This window comes from Microbacterium galbinum (assembly GCF_023101185.1).
GTDB lineage: Bacteria > Actinomycetota > Actinomycetes > Actinomycetales > Microbacteriaceae > Microbacterium > Microbacterium galbinum.
This window is the reverse complement of record NZ_CP078077.1, coordinates 2,066,532-2,082,906: the sequence shown is the minus strand read 5'-3', so window position 1 is coordinate 2,082,906 and position 16,375 is coordinate 2,066,532. Positions and strand designations below refer to the sequence as shown.

The following is a 16,375-nucleotide window of genomic DNA, read 5'->3' as shown; positions in this document are numbered from 1 at the left end:
AAGAAGAAGGGGCGCGGGCGGCACACACTCCACCCGCGCCCCTGGTCTCATCGGGCTACCGCGTCACGTACGACAGGCTGTCGAAGCGGAGCAGGTCGCCCGAGGTCTTCACGATCTTGATCGTGTGATCCCCCTTCTTCACGTCGTCGAGCGTGAAGAGCACCTGCTGCGTGAGGCGGGTGTCGCTGTGCAGGTCGACCGTGTCGACGAGGTTGCCGTCGAGGTAGATCTCGGCGGTGCCCTGATCGGGTCCGGTCGCGCCGGTCAGCGTCAGCTTCTTGCCGCTGAACGTGAACGAGACCGCCGCTCCGTCGTCGGCCGTGGCGTGCACGTCGTCGCGGTGGTCGCCGCGGAACCTCAGCTCGAGCCCGGTGTCGCCATCCGGCAGCGCCGCGAGGAACCCGCTCGCGAAGGTGATCTCGTCACCCGCGATCGTGTAGTCCGTGCCGTCGGTGAGCGACGTGCCGTCGCGCGAGATGCTCTGCAGCTCGCTCGGGTCGCGCAGCAGCGTGACGACGGCATCCGCCGGGGCCGCCCGGTCGAAAGCGAGGTGGTCGACGTCGATCACGCCCTCCTGCACGATGTCGAGGCGGTCGTTCAGCATGAACTGGCCCGACTTCTTCACGACGCGCAGAGTGTGCGAACCGTTCGGAAGATCGCGCACGCTGTAGACCTGCTGCTGCACCCCGCGGCCGTCGGCCTGGAAGGTGTCGACCGTGTCGACGAGCACGCCGTCGAGGTAGATCTCGGCCTCCCCCTGCGAGGAGTGCGTCTCGGTGAACCAGTCGATCCCGGTGCCGACGAACGAGTACTCGAACGCCGACCCGTTGGCCTCGCTGTAGTGCACGTCGTCCTGGTAGTCGCCCATGCCGCGACCGCCGCTCTGACTCCACGTACCGCTGTAGACGATGCCGGGGTCGTTGTTGTTGATCGTGCGCACGTTCGACGGGCCGGGCTCGGGAGCCGTGCCGCCCTGCGACGAGTCGAACGACGAGACCGTCAGGGCCTGGGCGCGGGCGGGCACCTCGGCGCCGCCGTTGCGCGTCCATGCGCCCTCGTAGGTGAGCCGTGCGTCGTCGTCGTTGAGGGTGAGCGTGCTGTTCTTCGCCGGCGTGAAGGTGAACAGGCGGGTGCCGTGCACGGGCACGTCGGTCGCGACGAACTCGCCGGTCGCCTTGCCCAGGTTCTTCTTCTTCCAGAGGTCGCGCACCTTGACCTCGCCCTCGACGCCGAGGTCGGCGAGCGAGACCGTGATGTCGGCGTCCGTGCGTCCGAGGTTGAAGACCGCGACCGTGACGGAGCCGTCGGGGTTGGTCGAGAACCACGTCTGGCGCGACGAGCCGGTCGAGACGGGGTGCGCGGGGCGCCCGGCCTGGTTGACCGCGATGACCTCGTCGTTGGTGAGCAGCTCGAGACCGTAGGCGTCGAGGTTGGTCATGTCGTTGCCGACGTACATCGGCACCGACGACACGGCCCAGAACGTGGCCGCGGTGCGGCGCTCGTCCTTGGTGAGGCCGTCCATCTTGCCGTTGCCGACGTTCAGCGAGTCGAAGTCGTTCCAGCCCGAGTTCGGCCCCGCGTGCCGCCACCACTCGGCGGCCTTCGGGAAGAGCCGGGCGATGTTGTCCCACGTGGTGAGAGCTTCGTTCTCGCAGTAGCACTCGACATCCCAGTCGATGCGCCAGCCGTCGGCGTGCTCCTTCCAGTAGTCGGCGTAGCGGATGTCGAGCGCCCAGGAGAGCTCGAACCAGATGTCGTTGCGCTTCAGCGCCTGCGACCACGCGGCGACGTCGTCGCGGGCATCGAGCGAGAGGTCGCCGACGCCGGAGCCGGGGGTCACGCTGTCGAACTTGACGAAGTCGATGCCCCACTCGCCGAGCATGTCGGCGATCGAGTCGATGTAGGCCTGGCCGCAGGGGGTGGAGAAGTCGATGCGGTGGCCGATGCCCCAGTAGTCGGCCTGCTGCAGCGGCCGCTTGACGACGTCGGCGGTCGTGCACTCGGGGGCGCCGTAGACGGGGTACGCGGCTTCGTAGACCGATTCGGAGATGCCGGGGATGAAGTAGAGGCCGATCTTCTGGCCGTTGCCGTGCACGTGATCGATCACGGCCTGCAGGCCGTTCGGGTACAGCGTCTCGCTCGGGATCGGGCGGCCGTACTCGTCGTTGCTGCCGTTCCAGCCGGCGTCGATGTTGATGTACTCGTAGCCGTGGCTCTGCAGCTTCTCGTGCATGGCGTCGGACTGCGCGATGATCTGGTCGGCGCTGATCCAGGCCTGCCCGTTGCCGGCGTAGACCTGCATGCTGTAGCTGCTCCAGCCCATGTAGGGCTTGTCCGCGAGGGACTCCTCGTCGGTGTTCGTCGCGGCTACGACGCTCGTCGCGAGTGCCGCCGTGACCGGGGTCGCGGAGACCTCGGTGGCGGATGCTGCGGATGCCGTGGCGGCACCTGCTCCGAGCACGAGTGCGCCGACGGCGAAGCCCGCCGCCCATCGCAACCGTGTTGTCGAACGGATGGTGTCGAACATGATTTCCTCTCGGTGGTTTCGACGGTGAAACCCCAGGCGCTCCGTCGCGTTGTCCCCAGGAAAGAACCGGACCCGACGGCCCGGCCAATTACTTGACACCGGTAATTAATCATGAATACGCTGAGACCGCAAGCAAACATCCGAGGTTTTGACAGGAAGATCGATGTCGCTCTCCGCAGCAGAAAACCCCTCGTCCGCCGCCGGAAATCTCCGGCTCTCGTGGGCTGCCCCGGCGACCCGATGGGAGGAAGCGGCCCCGCTCGGCAACGGGCGGATCGGCGCGATGGCCTTCGGCGGCGCCGACGCGCGCTACGCCCTCAACGACTCCACTCTGTGGTCGGGGACGCCCGACGGACCCGCCCGCGCGCTGAGCGACGTGATCGCCGCGGGCGCGGGCCCCGCACGCCTGGCCGAGGTGCGCGCGGCGCTCGACGCCGACGACGTGCGCCGCGCCGAAGACCTCCTCATGGCGTTCGAGGGACCCTACTCGCAGGAGTACCTGCCGCTCGGCGACCTGCACGTACGGATCAAGGATGCCGAGCCGGACGACCCCGCGCGCATCCTCGACCTCGACGACGCCGTGCTCCTCGAGACGCTGCGCATTCCCGGCGGCACTCTGCGCCGTCGGTCGTGGGTCTCGGCGCCCGCGCAGGTGCTCGTGATCGAGATCGAGGCCGACGCCGAGTTCACGGCATCCGTCGCGCTGACCACTCCCCTGCACACCGATGGCCTCGTCGTCCGCGACGGCGGGATGACGCTCGGCGTCGTGGCCCCCATCGATGGAGCGCCTCTGCACGAAGGACCGCTGCAGACGCCGCTGCGGTACGCCGACGACGAGGGCTACGACGCCTTCGCCGCGGCATCCGTCGCGTGGCGCACCGACGGCCGTGTCGAAGTGACCGCCGACGGTGTCGCCGTCCACGGCGCCCGGCGCCTGCTGATCTTCCTCTCCTCCTCGTCTCGCGCCGCGTCGTGGTGGGCCGGCGCGAGCGAGGAGGAGTGGCGGAACGTCTCGCGTGAGACGATCCGGAACCGCGCGGCGGAACAGGCGGATGCCGCCGCTCGCCGCGAGGCATCCACGCTGTTCGACGAGCACGTCGCCGACCGGCGACGGCTGACGCGCGCGCGGTTCGCGATCGGCGGGCGGCGCGAGGGCACCTGGGACGTCGAGCGCGACCTGCTGCGCGGCGACGACCTCGCCCTCAAGACGACCGTGATCGCCGAGTTCGGCGCGTATCTGCTCGCCTCCTGCTCGCGCGCGGGCAGCCCGGCCGCGAACCTGCAGGGGATCTGGAACGCCGAGCTGCGCCCGGCCTGGTCGTCGAACTACACGATCAACATCAACACCGAGATGAACTACTGGGCGGCTCCCGTGCTCGGCCTCGACGACTCCTTCGAGCCGCTGCTCGCGCTCGTCGAGAAGCTCGCCGAGAACGGCGCCGACGTCGCCCGCGAACTCTACGGCGCGCGTGGCTGGGTCGCCCACCACAACAGCGACGTGTGGGGCTGGGCGCTGCCGGTCGGCGACGGTCACGGCGCCCCGAGCTGGGCGATCTGGATGATGGGCGGCGTCTGGCTGACCCACAACCTCTGGGACGCCTACGAGTTCGGTGGCGACCGCGACCTTCTGCGCGCCCGCATCTGGCCCGTGCTGCGCGGCGCCGTCGAGTTCACTCTCGACTGGCTCGTGCCCGACGCCGACGGACGCCTGCGCACGTCCCCCTCCACCTCCCCGGAGAACTCGTTCTTCGCTTCGGACGGCGAGGGCACCGCGATCGGCCTGACGTCGGCATCCGATCTGCTGCTCGTGCAGGGCCTGCTCGAACGCGCCCTCCAGGCGATCGACGCCCTCGACCTCGACGACCCGACGCTCGCGGCCGAGATCACGAGCGCGCTCGGTGCCCTCGCCCCGGTCGGCATCCGTGCCGACGGGCGCATCAGCGAGTGGTCGGCCGACGTGGTCGAGGTCGAGCCGCTGCACCGCCACCTCACCCCCGCGCTCGGCATGTATCCGCTCGAGGTGACGACGCGCGAACGCACCCCCGAGTTGTTCGATGCCGGCATCCGCCTGCTCGACGCGCGCGGCCCCGGAGCGATGGGGTGGTCGTGGGCGTGGAAGATCGCGCTCCGCGCCCGCATCGGCGACGGCGAGACCGCCGCTTCGCTGCTCGACGAGGCGCTCACGCCGTTCGACGGCGATGCCACCCGCCACGGTCCGGTCGACGGCTCGGAGTGGGGTGGCCTGCTGCCGAACCTCTTCAGCACGCATCCGCCGTTCCAGATCGACGCGAACCTCGGCTTCCCGGCCGCGATCGCCGAGATGTTCGTGCAGAGCCACGGCGGCGTCGTGCGTCTGCTGCCCGCGCTCCCCGTCGCCTGGACGACCGGCGAGGTGCAGGGCATCGGCGTGCGCACCGGCCTCGTCGCCGACGTCGCGTGGTCGGAGGGGCACCTCACCGAGGCGATCCTGCACAACCGCCTCGCCGAGGACCGCACGGTCGACGTCGAGCACGACGGGCACCGCGTGACGCTGACCGTGCCCGCGGGCGGCACTCTCTCGGTGCCGGTCGGCGCCGTCTCCGTGATCGGAGCGTCCGATGCGCGGTGAGTTCGTGACGGTCGACACCCCGACCACGCAGACCGAGCCCGCCGACTTCGATGCCTTCTGGGCCGAGACGCTCGACGAGACGCGACAGCATCCGCTCGGCGTGACGATCGAACCGCATCCGACCCGCTTGACCGCGATCGACGTGTTCGAGGTGACGTTCGCCGGATTCGGCGGCACGCAGATCCGCGCCTGGCTGCGCGTGCCGCACGGCGCCACCGCACCGCTCCCCGGCCTCGTGCAGTTCTTCGGATACGGCAACGGCCGCGGACACGCCCTCCGCGACCTGCGCTGGGCCGCCGCCGGCTACGCGCATCTCGTGGTCGACGCCCGCGGGCAGGGCCACGGCGACACCGACGACGACCATCCCGACGGCGGCCCCTCGGCCGGCGGGTTCCTCACCCGCGGCCTGCGCTCGCCGCACGAGTACTACTACCGTCGTGTCTACGCCGACGCGGTGCGGGCGGTCGAGGCCCTCCGCTCGCTCGACCTGGTCGACGCATCGCGTGTGGGCGTCGTCGGCGCCAGTCAGGGCGGCGGGATCGCGCTCGCCATGGCCGGGCTCGTGCCCGACCTCGCCGTCGCGATCATCCAGGCCCCCTTCCTCAGCGAACTGAACCGCGCCGCCGACCTGAGCAACGAGGCACCGTACGCCCTGCTGACCCAGTACTTCGCCGACCGCCGGCTCGATCGGGCGGCGGCCCTCGACACCCTCCGTTACTTCGACGCGGTTAACCACGCGAAGCGCGCGAACGCTCCGGCGATCCTGAGCACCGGGCTGCGCGACGGGGTCACGCCCCCGGCATCCGTGCTCCCCGCCTTCACGGCTTACGGGGGCGAGAAGCACGTCGTTCTCTGGCCCGACAACGGCCACGAGGCCGGCGGCGACCTCGACGAGGAGAACGCCCTCGAGTTCGCCGCCGCCCGTCTGCGCCCGTGATTCGCTACGGTTGCCGATAACGAACGAGGAATTGATGGACCACGACACGTCGACGCGCACCACCCTCATCCGATCCGCATCGGATGCCGGATCGAAGGTGTTCGCGACCATCCTCACGCGCAGCCCGATCAGCCGTATCGAGATCGCCCGGCACACCGGCCTCTCGCAGGCCGCGGTCACGAAGGCCGTGTCGCCGCTGGTCGCAGCAGGCCTCGTCGATGCACCGCCCGCCGAGCACCGCGACGGCAATCCCGGGCGACCCGTCGCCCCGGTGTCGATCGTGCCCGGAGCGATGATCATGCTGGGTGTGAAGGTGAACGTCGACGAGGTCATCGCGGTCGCCACCGACCTCACCACCACGGTGCTCGCCTCCGAGCACCGTGCGCTCGCGGCCCACGACCCGGATGCCGTGCTCGAGGCCATCGTCGAGGTCACCGCCTCTCTCGAGAGCGAGCTCGGGCCGCGGTCCGCCGCGATCGCCGGGCTCGGCGTCTCGATCTCGGGCGACGTCGACAGCCGCCACGGCATCGTGCGCGAGTCGGCCATCATGGGCTGGACCGACGAGGACTTCGCCGCGCGGCTGCGCGACCGGATCGGCCGGCCGGTGACCCTCGAGAACGACGTGCACGCGCTCACCGTCGGCGAGCACTGGTTCGGCATCGGCCTCGGCACGGCCTCGTTCGCGATCGTCACGATCGGCCGCGGCATCGGAAGCGGACTGCACGTGAACGGCCAGGTCGTCAGCGGCGCCTACGGGGTCGCCGGCGAGATCGGGCACCTGCCCCTCGCCGATCCCCGACGCGTATGCCCGTGCGGGCGCAACGGCTGCGTCGAGGCCGTGGCCGCGACCCCCGCCATCGAAGCGGCCGTCTCGGCCGCGCACGGTCGGATCATCGGCATCGACGAGGCCGTGCGCCTCGCCCACGACGGAGACCCCGCTGCCGAGGCGGCGTTCCGGGAGGCGGCCGAGATCGTCGGCACCGCCATCGCCACGCTCGTGAACCTCACCGGCCCCGAACTCGTCATCATCGGGGGCGAGGGCGTGTCGAACTTCGACCTCTTCGACGAGACGCTGCGCAGCGCCTTCGAGGCGCACGCCTTCGGCGCCGCGGCGCGCTGTCGCATCGTCGCACGCCCGCACACCTTCGAGGACTGGGCCCGCGGGGCCGCCGCGGCTGCGATCCAGTCCCTCGTGCGCTGAGCTCGGTTCCGCGGGGCGGGACCCTTCGACAGGCTCAGGGACCCAGTCTCTCGCGGGCCCCGACGGGCTCAGGGACCCGGTCTCTCGCGGGCCCCGACAGGCTCAGGGACCCGGTTCTCTCGCTGAGGGGTCAAAACACGCCGCGCGGCGGACGGCGCGTAGGGCGTGTCTTGACCCCTCACCGGTCCCGCTCCGCCCGTCGGCTGGGTCGCTGAGCCTGTCGAAGCGTCGCAACCAGTCACCCCACGCAGAACTGCCCGGCGGAAGCATCCGCCGGGCAGTCCTTCACCTCACTCGCTCACAGTGCGTCGTAGAGCTCCTGCTGCAGTTCGAGGTAGCGGTCGACGCCCAGGCCGTTCAGGTCGTCGATGTACGACTGCCATGCGCCGTCGTCGTTGATGTCGCGCTGCCCCGTGACGAACTCCGCCTGCGCCTGCGTGATGTAGGTCGCGATGTTCGTCTGCAGCTCGGCGATCTCCGCCGAGGTGTCGGGGTTCGGCCACAGCTTCTCCGACGGGAAGACGAGGCTCTCGTCGGGAGCGAACGGCTCGTAGAGGTTCGTGGCCTCGAGCAGACGACGCTCGTACCCGTCGGGTGCGTAGATGTCCTCCGGCACGACCTGCGAGTTGCGGAACTCGAGAGAGTCCCAGTACTGAGCCATCGAGCGCCAGGCGGAGTTCGAGGTCTCGTCGTACGTGAGCGGCTTGAAGGTCGGCTCGAGCTCGGGGTCGAGAGCGACGTCGCCCGGCTCCGCCGGAACCCAGGCCTCGCCCTCGGGGCCCATGGCGCCGAGCTTGTCACCCTCATCGGTCACGAGGTAGTCGATCGCCTTGATCGCCTGGATGCGCTCCTCTTCGCTCGACTTGTTCGTGAGCGCGAACATGCCCAGCGAGCTGATCGGCGAACGGTAGGTCGCGTACTGCGTGCCGTCCGGGCCCTTCACCGGCGGCACCGCGTCGTAGTGCGTGTCGCGCCCGTCGGGCGAATCCTGCGTGACGATCTCGTACGGGTGCAGCACCGCCGCGGCACCGAGGATCTCGGCCTCGGCGTTGTCACCCAGCGCGCGCAGCGACTCGCCGTTCTGCGTGAACGACGCCGTGTCGATGAGCCCCTCGTCGGCGAGCGACGAGATGTACTTCAGGCCCTCGCGCCATCCGTCGGTGGTCGCCGAGAGCGTCACCTTGTCACCGTCGAGCACCATCGGCGGCGGGCTCGTGGGCGAGCCGTACGGGGCGTAGGTGAAGGCATTCATGAAGTAGTTGATGACCGGTTCGCCCGACGATGCGCTGAGCGCGACCTCGTCGGCCTTGCCGTTGCCGTTCGGGTCGTCGTTCTTGAACGCGCGCAGCATCTCGCGCAGTTCCTCGGTGTCGGTCGGCTGGTCGAGACCCAGCTTGTCGAGCCAGGTGGAGTTGACCCACAGCTTCGACGGGTAGCTGCAGTGGAAGCACTCGGTCCACTGGGTGATCGCGTAGATGTGCCCGTCGGGCGCGGTGACCGACTGCTTCCAGTCGGGCTTCTCCTCGAAGCGCTCCTTGAGGTTCGGCGCGTACTCGTCGATGAGGTCTTCGAGGGGCACGAGCACGCCCTGCTGCCCGTACTTGAGCACCTCGCTGCGCGAGAAGGCGTCGACCCACGGCACGAGGAAGTACGCGTCGGGGTAGTCACCGCTGGCGAGCGACACCTGGCGCTTCTCTCCGGCGACGCTGCCGTCGTAGGTGGTGGTCTGCCAGTCGAAGTCGATGTCGAGCTTCTCCTCGAGCAGCTTCGTGAACGCGTTGTCCTTGAGCGAGCCGTTGTCGCCCTGCGGGCCGAACGCGACGAGCTTGCCGTTGTCGTCGCTGGGCGACGTGCATGCCGCCAGCGCTCCTGCGGCGAGAGCGAGGGCGCCTACGGCCGCCGCTCCTCGGATGATGCTGTGTCTCATTGCCGGAATCTCCTTTGCCCGGGTAATGGGGGTGTGTGGTGGTGGGTCTGTGAGAGGGGTCAGCCCTTGACGGCGCCGACCATGATCCCCTTGTTGAAGTACTTCGCGACGAACGGGTAGGCGACGAGCATCGGGATGGTCGCGATGACGACGGTCGAGTACCGCATGAGGTCGGCGAGTTCACGGCGCCGCAGCTGCTCGGCGACGTCTCCGCCCCCGCCCGAGTCGTTGAGGATCAGGAGTCCTCTCAGCACGAGCTGGAGCGGCTGCAGGTCGGCGTTGCGCAGGTAGAGCAGGGCGTCGAAGTACGAGTTCCACTGCATGATCGCGTACATCAGGGCGATGACGGCGAGCAGGGGCTTCGCGAGCGGCACGACGATGGTCCAGAGGATGCGCAGTTCGGATGCCCCGTCGAGCTGTGCCGCCTCGTACACCTCGTCGGGCACGGCCGAGCGGAAGTACACGATCGCGATGATCACCTGCCAGACGCCGATCGCGTTGGGCAGCAGCATCGACCAGCGGGTGTCGAGAAGGCCGAGGGACTGCACGACGAGGTACATCGGGATGACGCCACCGCTGAAGAGCATCGTGAACACGACGCCACCGGTGATGACCTTGCGTCCGAAGAGCTGGGTCCGCGAGAGCGGGTAGGCGACGGCGACCGTGCCGAGCACGCTGATGAGCGTGCCGACGACGGTGTAGAAGATCGAGTTGCCGAATCCGCGGAGGATCGCGGGGTTGCCGAGCGCCTCTTCGTAGCCGCGGAGGGTGAAGTCGACGGGCCAGAACAGCACGCGTCCCGCCGAGACGGCCTGGGGACTCGAGACCGAGCTCGCGAGGATGTTCAGCAGCGGCAGCAGCACGACGAGCAGGAAGACCGTGAGCAGGATGTAGGCCGCGGCGATGAACACGCGGTCGGTCTTGGTCTCCTTGACCTTGACGCCGCGGGTGAGCGGGTCGCGCTTCGGCCGGCGCTTCTTGTTCTTCGCGACGACGACCTCTTCGGTCAGGAGCGCCTCGGTGTTGATCGTGGTCACCACAGTCCGTTTCCCGTCACTCGCTTCGACACCGTGTTCACCACGAGCAGCAGCACGAGGCTGATCACGGCGTTGAAGAGCCCGATCGTCGCCCCGAGACTGAAGTTCGCGTTGAGGATGCCCGTTTTGTACACGTAGGTCGGGATGATCTCGGATGTCGAGAGGTTGAGGGCGTTCTGCAGCAGGAACGCCTTCTCGAACCCGATCGCCATGATGTTGCCGACGCCGAGGATGAGGATGATGGATGCCGTGGGCAGCAGTGCCGGGATGTCGACGTTCCAGATCTTCTGGAGCCTGCTCGCGCCGTCGATCTTGGCGGCCTCGTAGAGCGAGGTGTCGACCGACGCGAGGGCGGCGAGGTAGATGACGGCCGAGTACCCGGTCGTGGTCCAGATGTCGGTGGCGACGTAGATGTGCCGGAAGAAGTCGGCGCTGGCGAGCAGATCGACCTGCCCCGCGCCGAAGAAGCTGAACGTGCGCCCGAGGAGTCCGACGCGCGGCGAGAGCAGCAGGATCGTCATCGACACCACGACCACCGTCGAGATGAAGTACGGCGCGTAGGTGACCATCTGCACGGTGCGCTTGAAGAAGCGCAGTCGCACCTCGTTGAGCGCGAGGGCGAGGATGATCGGCAGCGGGAAGCTGGCGAGCAGGGTGTACGCGGCGAGGATGAACGTGTTGCCGACCAGGCGCGGGAAGACGGGGTTGCGGAAGAGGTTCGCGAAGTTGTCGAAGCCCACCCAGGGGCTGCCCCAGACGCCGTCGATCGGGTTGTAGTTCTTGAACGCGATGACCGCGTTGGCCATCGGGATGTAGCGGAACACGATGAACCAGATGATGGGGATCAGCAGCAGGAGGTACAGCTGCCAGTAGCGGCGCAGGCTGCGGCGGAACCGGGACTGCCGTTTCCGTCGTTCCGCGGGTGCCGCCGCTGTCGCGGTGGGGAGGTCTTGCTCGACACTGAGCGTCATGTCTGCCTTCTCGGGAGAATTACTTTACGTCGTAATATAAACACCGCCGAGGCCGATGCGCAACCCGAACATCCGACCTCTCGTCACGACGCCTTAGCCTTGGCTTGGAAACATCGCCAGACAGGAGTCTCATGGCCGAGAAGATCGACGAGGCCGAACGCGCGGCCCGCGCCGCCCACCTCAAGGAGCGGATCTACCTCACGTTCGCCGCACTCGCCGTCGTCATCACGCTCTCGACCCACGGCCACGTGAGCGCCGGCGAGGCGGCGACGACGCTCATCGTCACGGTGATGGGCACCCTGCTCGCCGTCTTCACCGCTGACCTGATCTCGCACCTCGTCGTACACGAGCGGCTCTTCACGCCGCCCGAGCTGCGGCACGCTCTCGCGTCGAGCTTCGGGGCGCTCAGCACGGTCGTGCTGCCGTTCGTGTTCCTGGGATTCGCGGGGCTCGATGCCTGGTCGACGGATGCCGCGTTGCGCGCCAGCGCGATCGCCCTGCTCGCCTCGCTCATCGTCATCGGCTGGATCGCGGTTCGACGGATGCCGTTGACGTGGTTCCAGCGCCTCGTCGCACTCGGAGCCGAGGCGGCGCTCGGCCTGGCCGTCATCGGCTTGCAGGTGCTCGCGCACGGGTGATCCTGGCGCGACATATTCGCACACACGCATGTTCCGGGGAGTCAACGCCCTGCCGTGATGGCGGCGACGCAACTATCGTCGCGGTATGAACGCACAACTGAAGATCGCAGGGCAGAACCCTGAACTGCTGGGCCTGGGGTCCGTCCTCGTCGGTTCGCTTCCCGCCGCACTGATGACCGATGACGCTCCCGACCACTACACCGTCGAAGCGGTGTTCACGCGCAAAGCCGATCGCGATGAGGTCGATGCGATCCAGAGCAGCGAGATGCGCGACCACCTGTCCGCGAACGGATACCCGACGGTCGAGCTGCACGTGGCGGACCGTCGCCTCGAGATCGCGAACACCAATCTGGAAGAGCTTCGCGATGGCCTCGCCTCCGTGCTCGCGCAGCGGCTCGCCGAGATCACGACCGCCCTGCACACGGCCCGTGCGCAGGCGGCCGACCGATTCCAGATCGCCTCCGACCGCGAGCAGGAGCGCGCGGCGCTGGTCGCCGCGCTCGCCGACGCGGTCGTGTTCACCCCTCCCTCCGGAAGCGATCGGTCGTCCGACGATGACTCCCGTATCGAGGACTGGGTCGAAGAAGGAGGCGCCGTCCGCAGCTAGCGGCGACGCCGGAGAAGGAGGTCGTCATGGACGACATCCGCCAGACCATCCGCACCCGTCCGCGCGAGGGCACCTCGCGCGCGACGAGCGCGTTCACCGAGCTGGCGCAGCAGGTCCGCCACCAGGGCCTGCTGCGCCGCCGATACGGGTACTACTGGACGAAGCTCATCGCCGCGCCACTGGTCGTCGCCGCGTGCCTCGCGGCGTTCGTCTGGATCGGAGAGTCGTGGTGGCAGCTCTTCACGGCCGCCGCGCTCGCGATCGTCTTCACGCAGATCGCCTTCCTCGGCCATGACGCCGCCCATCGGCAGATCTTCGTCTCGGGGCGCTGGAACGACTGGATCAGCCTGATCCTCGGCGACCTGCTCGTCGGCATGAGTTACGGCTGGTGGCAGCACAAGCACACCCGCCACCACGCCAACCCGAACAAGCTGGGGTCCGACCCCGACATCGAGTTGCCCGTCATCGCCGTGACGGCCGAGACGGCGGCCAGGCACCGCGGTCCGGTGCTCACCTGGATGCGCGGACACCAGGGGGGTGTTCTTCTTCCCGATCCTGCTCCTCGAGGGGCTGTCGCTGCACGCCTCGGGCGTCCGCCGGGTGTTCGCGCGCGGTCGTCTCGAACGGCGATGGGTCGAGATCGCTTTCCTCGGCATCCGCCTCGGAGGCTTTCTGACGCTCGTCTTCCTCGTGCTGTCGCCGGGCATCGCGTTCGCCTTCCTGGCCGTGCAGCTGGGCCTGTTCGGCTTCTACATGGGGATCGCCTTCGCTCCGAACCACAAGGGGATGCCGGTCGTGCCGCGCGACATGACGCTCGACTTCCTGCGACGTCAGGTCATGATGAGCCGGAACGTTCGGGGCACTCGCCTGCTCGACGTCGTGATGGGCGGGCTGAACTATCAAATCGAGCATCACCTCTTCCCGTCGATGCCCCGCCCTCACCTCCGCCGTGCGGCGCCGATGATCGCGGAGTACTGCCGCGCGCACGACGTGCCGTACACCTCCGTCGGCCTGCTCACCTCGTACGCCATCGTCGTGCGCTACATCAACCGGGTCGGACTCGGCGAGCGCGACGTCTTCACCTGCCCGCTCGTCGAGCAGCGGAGCCTCATCGGCTCGACCTAGACGGGCACAGACCTTCGTTATATAGTCGCTTATATAGCGAAGGAGGCGACATGACCGTCACATCGATCGACATCGATCCCCAGGAACTCCGTCAGGCGAAGGAACTCGCCGGCACGACATCCAACCGCGAGACCGTCGACCTCGCCCTGCGCACGCTCATCGCCGTGCGTCGACAGCCCGCCGCCGTGGAGCGCATCATCGCTCGGCGGTTCGAGGCCGACCAGATCGATGCTCCGACGATCACTCCCTCGCCCGCCGCGTCGTGACGACGTACCTCATCGACAACAGCATCTGGCAGAAAGCGGGTTCGAGCGCCGCTATCGCTCGACGGCTGCGGGAGATCGCCCCGCAGGATCTCATCCTCACGTGCCCGCCACAGGTGCTCGAATATCGCCATTCGGCGCGGACCCCTCAGGAGTACCGCGAACTCCGTGAAGACATGGAGGGCATGTTGCCGGCGTGGGAGCATCCATCGGAACGGGATGCTCTCGCAATCCAGCAGGCGCTCTGGGATTCGGGCTTGGTGCGTGCCGCTGCAGCATTCGACTGCCTCATCGCCGCCTACGCCGTCGCGAATCAGGCGATCATCCTGAACTCCGATCGCGATTTCGGCTTCATCGAGCAGGCGACCGATGGCGCCGTCCGCCAGGAGTACGTCGACTCCTGAGCCGCCGCCCGCCCGTTGCCTCGCCTCTCGGCGACTGGAAGACTCGGGCGATGACCTCGGATCACGGCTTCCCCGAACACGTCTTCGATTCGCTGGGGGTCGCGCCGGCACCTTTCCCCGACTTGATCGGCGGGTCGGTCCGCATCGTCGAGAAGCGCCCGACCGACGGACCGGTGACCGTGATGACTCTGGGCGCCTCACGCCTGCCGACCGACACCGGTGATCAGGTCGAGCTGGCGGTCGAGGTGATCGACGGACAGCAGGGGGCCGCTTTCGCCGCGCTCGAGATCGTCTGCGACGACATCGCCCGCAACCGCCGGGTACCTCCGGTCGGCGCCCCCTGGCGCAATACCGAGCCCTTCCTCTCGGGCACGCGAATCACGGCGATCATGGCGACGGGCTCTCGGTGGGGGAGCTCGTTCGACGAGGTGCGGCACGAGGGTGCCCTCGTCGGCCATGTGCGCACGCTGCGCCTGCTCACCGATACCGAGGCGGCGTACGCCGCGGCACGCGGATGGGAGGCGCTGGTCGCCGAAGCGGGCTCGCTCGACGCGCTGCTCGACGTGACCCGTGACGATGCCGTGGCGGCCCCCGCAGGCATCGCCGGCAACCGTCCCGTGTTCCTCTCGAAGCTGCACGCCGAGCATCCGCCCCGCTGGGTCACGTTCACGGGCGCGCACCTGCAGTCGGTCACCGGACTCGAATCGGATGCCTACATGAACGACTCCGCGAACCACGAGGTGTGGTCGGTCGACTCGTTCCTCGCCCGGTTCCCATGGATCTCGGACTTCGCCCGGCAGGCCCTTCCCGGCCAGACGGCGCTGTTCACGGATGCCTCCGGGGCTTACGTGCTCGAAAACGACTAGGCCCCGGGCCGCCGACGTCTCACTGCGCGGGCAGGCATCCGCCGTCGAGGATGTAGCCGCCGATGTCCACAGTCACGCCCTCCTCGGTGACCTCGCCGAAGACGCATCCGCCGTCGACACCCCCGACGCCGAAGAGCACGTCGCCGTAGTCCTCGCGCACCTGGGCATCGGGGAGTCCGGCATCCGTCAGCACGGCCCGCACGGTGTCGACCGTGAACGTGCCCGCGGTGCGCAACCCCTCGAGGTCGATGCGCAGCGTCTCGACGACGGCGGCGCTCGCCTCGTGCGTCGCGCTGTCGATCTCCATACGGTCGCGGTACCGATCGTTGAGATCCATCGCCTGCCCGGGATCGTAGGGCGCGCACTCGGGCGGAAGCTCGACCCCCTCGACCTGCGGGCACGCCGCCGTCGGCGTCACCGTGGGCGTGAGTTCCGCACCCACGCCGCTCGGCCCGGCGCACCCCGCGAGCAGGAGCACCGCCCCGATCCCTGCGAGCACTGCCACCACGATCTTCTTCGTCATCCCGACCCCCTCGTCACGACGAGCTTAGGGCTGCGCCTCGGTCGGTGTCGTGCCCTCAGTCGAGAGCGATGACGTGACCGTCGAGTCCGGAGGCGAAGGCGGCGAGACCGACCCCGAGCGCCTCGCCCGCGTACGTCGCGGCACCCGTGAAAGACGCAGGGGCATCGGCGAACACGGCTCGTTCCTCGGCTCCGGGCCAGGTGACGGCGATGACGTTTCCGGTGGGCTCGGCGAGTTGCGTGCCGAGTACGAGGAACGACACGTCGAGGTTGGCGGCGGAGGCCTGGTCGATGGCGCCAATGAGCGCGGGACCGATGGCGACGATCACGTCGGGACGATCGGCGAGAGCAGTGGTGACCGACGCGACAGGGTCGGTATCCGCATGCACCTGCACCGTGGCGCGGTGACGGGCGGCCTCGTCCTGCACGGCGGCGAGCGCCAGGCGCTCCTCTTCACCCGGGGCGGATGGAACCACGATCGAGATCGTCTCCCCCACGGGCACCGCTGCGGTCACCGCGGATCGATCGAGCGTCGAGCCGGGCACGAGCTCGACGGGTGTCGAGGCTTCGGCGCTCGCCGACGGGGTGCTCGTGGGCGCCATCGATGACGACGGCGATGCCTCGGCGACCGGAGAGCAGCCGGTGAGCACGACGACGAGCAGCAGGGCGAGAGCCGACGCAGACGACTTCATGAGTTCCTCGGAGATGTCGAAGATACGGGGATGCCCCGAGCCCGAAGGCC

16 protein-coding genes and 1 pseudogene are annotated in these 16,375 nt (G+C 68.7%); 10 read left to right on the top strand and 7 right to left on the bottom strand.

Features of this window, described 5'->3' with window-relative positions; translation table 11 throughout:
• Window positions 1–55 precede the first annotated feature (55 nt).
• Entirely contained in the window at window positions 56–2,527 is a 2,472-nt protein-coding gene (locus KV396_RS10120) for a X2-like carbohydrate binding domain-containing protein (RefSeq protein ID WP_247955637.1), read from the bottom strand.
• 163 nt (window positions 2,528–2,690) lie between these two features.
• On the opposite strand from KV396_RS10120, the gene KV396_RS10115 reads away from it, so the two are divergent.
• Genes KV396_RS10115 through KV396_RS10105 form a run of 3 tightly spaced genes read left to right on the top strand, consistent with a single transcriptional unit; the run spans window position 2,691 to window position 7,273 of the window.
• A complete protein-coding gene (locus KV396_RS10115) occupies window positions 2,691–5,135 on the top strand; it encodes a glycosyl hydrolase family 95 catalytic domain-containing protein (protein WP_247955636.1) in 2,445 nt (814 codons plus the stop codon).
• Complete coding sequence (locus KV396_RS10110) at window positions 5,125–6,072, top strand: acetylxylan esterase (protein ID WP_247955635.1); 948 nt, start codon at window positions 5,125–5,127, stop codon at window positions 6,070–6,072. The genes KV396_RS10115 and KV396_RS10110 overlap by 11 nt, the downstream gene beginning before the upstream one ends.
• Before the next feature lie 34 nt (window positions 6,073–6,106).
• Window positions 6,107–7,273: an ROK family transcriptional regulator gene (locus KV396_RS10105; protein WP_247955634.1), complete on the top strand. Its 1,167-nt coding sequence runs from the start codon at window positions 6,107–6,109 to the stop codon at window positions 7,271–7,273.
• A 298-nt stretch (window positions 7,274–7,571) separates the two neighbouring features.
• On the opposite strand, the gene KV396_RS10100 is transcribed toward KV396_RS10105, so the two are convergent.
• The 3 genes from KV396_RS10100 to KV396_RS10090 are packed head-to-tail and all read right to left on the bottom strand — an operon-like array spanning window position 7,572 to window position 11,208.
• A complete protein-coding gene (locus KV396_RS10100) occupies window positions 7,572–9,200 on the bottom strand; it encodes an extracellular solute-binding protein (RefSeq protein WP_247955633.1) in 1,629 nt (542 codons plus the stop codon).
• A 59-nt stretch (window positions 9,201–9,259) separates the two neighbouring features.
• Window positions 9,260–10,237: a carbohydrate ABC transporter permease gene (locus KV396_RS10095; RefSeq protein WP_247632850.1), complete on the bottom strand. Its 978-nt coding sequence runs from the start codon at window positions 10,235–10,237 to the stop codon at window positions 9,260–9,262.
• On the bottom strand, window positions 10,234–11,208 hold the full coding sequence (locus KV396_RS10090) for an ABC transporter permease (RefSeq protein WP_247632851.1): 975 nt from the start codon (window positions 11,206–11,208) through the stop codon (window positions 10,234–10,236). The genes KV396_RS10095 and KV396_RS10090 overlap by 4 nt, the downstream gene beginning before the upstream one ends.
• Before the next feature lie 131 nt (window positions 11,209–11,339).
• Here KV396_RS10090 and KV396_RS10085 point away from each other — a divergent pair, with 131 nt between their 5' ends.
• Together KV396_RS10085 and KV396_RS10080 are read left to right on the top strand one after the other, a co-directional pair.
• Window positions 11,340–11,846, top strand: a complete 507-nt coding sequence (locus KV396_RS10085; protein ID WP_247632852.1) for a hypothetical protein — start codon at window positions 11,340–11,342, stop codon at window positions 11,844–11,846.
• An 85-nt stretch (window positions 11,847–11,931) separates the two neighbouring features.
• A complete protein-coding gene (locus KV396_RS10080; protein ID WP_247623315.1) occupies window positions 11,932–12,453 on the top strand; it encodes a hypothetical protein in 522 nt (173 codons plus the stop codon).
• Here the strand turns inward: KV396_RS10080 and KV396_RS10075 are convergent.
• Window positions 12,450–12,758 carry a hypothetical protein gene (locus tag KV396_RS10075; protein ID WP_247957616.1) on the bottom strand — a complete coding sequence of 103 codons (309 nt, stop codon included), beginning with the start codon at window positions 12,756–12,758 and terminating at the stop codon, window positions 12,450–12,452. The genes KV396_RS10080 and KV396_RS10075 overlap by 4 nt on opposite strands.
• Between KV396_RS10075 and KV396_RS16835 the strand changes: the two are divergent.
• The 5 genes and pseudogenes from KV396_RS16835 to KV396_RS10055 all read left to right on the top strand — a co-directional run.
• Window positions 12,669–13,007: pseudogene (locus KV396_RS16835) on the top strand (fatty acid desaturase family protein); the annotation flags it as partial. The gene KV396_RS10075 and the pseudogene KV396_RS16835 sit on opposite strands and share 90 nt — an antisense overlap.
• Window positions 12,991–13,578, top strand: a complete 588-nt coding sequence (locus KV396_RS16830) for a fatty acid desaturase family protein (protein ID WP_407665505.1) — start codon at window positions 12,991–12,993, stop codon at window positions 13,576–13,578. The pseudogene KV396_RS16835 and the gene KV396_RS16830, both read left to right, overlap by 17 nt.
• 50 nt (window positions 13,579–13,628) lie before the next feature.
• Window positions 13,629–13,844, top strand: coding sequence for a type II toxin-antitoxin system VapB family antitoxin (locus KV396_RS10065; RefSeq protein ID WP_247632855.1), 216 nt, complete (start codon window positions 13,629–13,631; stop codon window positions 13,842–13,844).
• Window positions 13,841–14,245 (top strand): PIN domain-containing protein, encoded by a 405-nt coding sequence (locus KV396_RS10060; RefSeq protein WP_247955632.1) that lies wholly within the window; start codon window positions 13,841–13,843, stop codon window positions 14,243–14,245. The genes KV396_RS10065 and KV396_RS10060 overlap by 4 nt, the downstream gene beginning before the upstream one ends.
• A gap of 50 nt (window positions 14,246–14,295) precedes the next feature.
• The gene (locus KV396_RS10055) at window positions 14,296–15,111 is read left to right on the top strand and encodes a suppressor of fused domain protein (RefSeq protein WP_247955631.1); all 816 of its coding nucleotides are present in this window, start codon (window positions 14,296–14,298) and stop codon (window positions 15,109–15,111) included.
• 19 nt (window positions 15,112–15,130) lie between these two features.
• On the opposite strand, the gene KV396_RS10050 is transcribed toward KV396_RS10055, so the two are convergent.
• The gene (locus KV396_RS10050; protein ID WP_247955630.1) at window positions 15,131–15,634 is read right to left on the bottom strand and encodes a hypothetical protein; all 504 of its coding nucleotides are present in this window, start codon (window positions 15,632–15,634) and stop codon (window positions 15,131–15,133) included.
• 55 nt (window positions 15,635–15,689) lie between these two features.
• The gene (locus KV396_RS10045) at window positions 15,690–16,325 is read right to left on the bottom strand and encodes a type 1 periplasmic-binding domain-containing protein (RefSeq protein ID WP_247955629.1); all 636 of its coding nucleotides are present in this window, start codon (window positions 16,323–16,325) and stop codon (window positions 15,690–15,692) included.
• Window positions 16,326–16,375 lie beyond the last annotated feature (50 nt).

What these genes read in the sequence shown, in the direction of transcription:
- KV396_RS10115 (WP_247955636.1), top strand. Translation starts at nt 2,691, where the DNA reads ATGTCGCTCTCCGCAGCAGAAAACCCCTCGTCCGCCGCCGGAAATCTC.
- KV396_RS10055 (WP_247955631.1), top strand. Translation starts at nt 14,296, where the DNA reads ATGACCTCGGATCACGGCTTCCCCGAACACGTCTTCGATTCGCTGGGG.
- KV396_RS10090 (WP_247632851.1), bottom strand. Translation starts at nt 11,208, where the DNA reads ATGACGCTCAGTGTCGAGCAAGACCTCCCCACCGCGACAGCGGCGGCA.
- KV396_RS10100 (WP_247955633.1), bottom strand. Translation starts at nt 9,200, where the DNA reads ATGAGACACAGCATCATCCGAGGAGCGGCGGCCGTAGGCGCCCTCGCT.
- KV396_RS10120 (WP_247955637.1), bottom strand. Translation starts at nt 2,527, where the DNA reads ATGTTCGACACCATCCGTTCGACAACACGGTTGCGATGGGCGGCGGGC.
- KV396_RS10050 (WP_247955630.1), bottom strand. Translation starts at nt 15,634, where the DNA reads ATGACGAAGAAGATCGTGGTGGCAGTGCTCGCAGGGATCGGGGCGGTG.
- KV396_RS10080 (WP_247623315.1), top strand. Translation starts at nt 11,932, where the DNA reads ATGAACGCACAACTGAAGATCGCAGGGCAGAACCCTGAACTGCTGGGC.
- KV396_RS10085 (WP_247632852.1), top strand. Translation starts at nt 11,340, where the DNA reads ATGGCCGAGAAGATCGACGAGGCCGAACGCGCGGCCCGCGCCGCCCAC.
- KV396_RS10045 (WP_247955629.1), bottom strand. Translation starts at nt 16,325, where the DNA reads ATGAAGTCGTCTGCGTCGGCTCTCGCCCTGCTGCTCGTCGTCGTGCTC.
- KV396_RS10065 (WP_247632855.1), top strand. Translation starts at nt 13,629, where the DNA reads ATGACCGTCACATCGATCGACATCGATCCCCAGGAACTCCGTCAGGCG.
- KV396_RS10105 (WP_247955634.1), top strand. Translation starts at nt 6,107, where the DNA reads ATGGACCACGACACGTCGACGCGCACCACCCTCATCCGATCCGCATCG.
- KV396_RS10110 (WP_247955635.1), top strand. Translation starts at nt 5,125, where the DNA reads ATGCGCGGTGAGTTCGTGACGGTCGACACCCCGACCACGCAGACCGAG.
- KV396_RS10075 (WP_247957616.1), bottom strand. Translation starts at nt 12,758, where the DNA reads ATGGGCGGCGTCATGGCCGAGGAAGGCGATCTGCGTGAAGACGATCGC.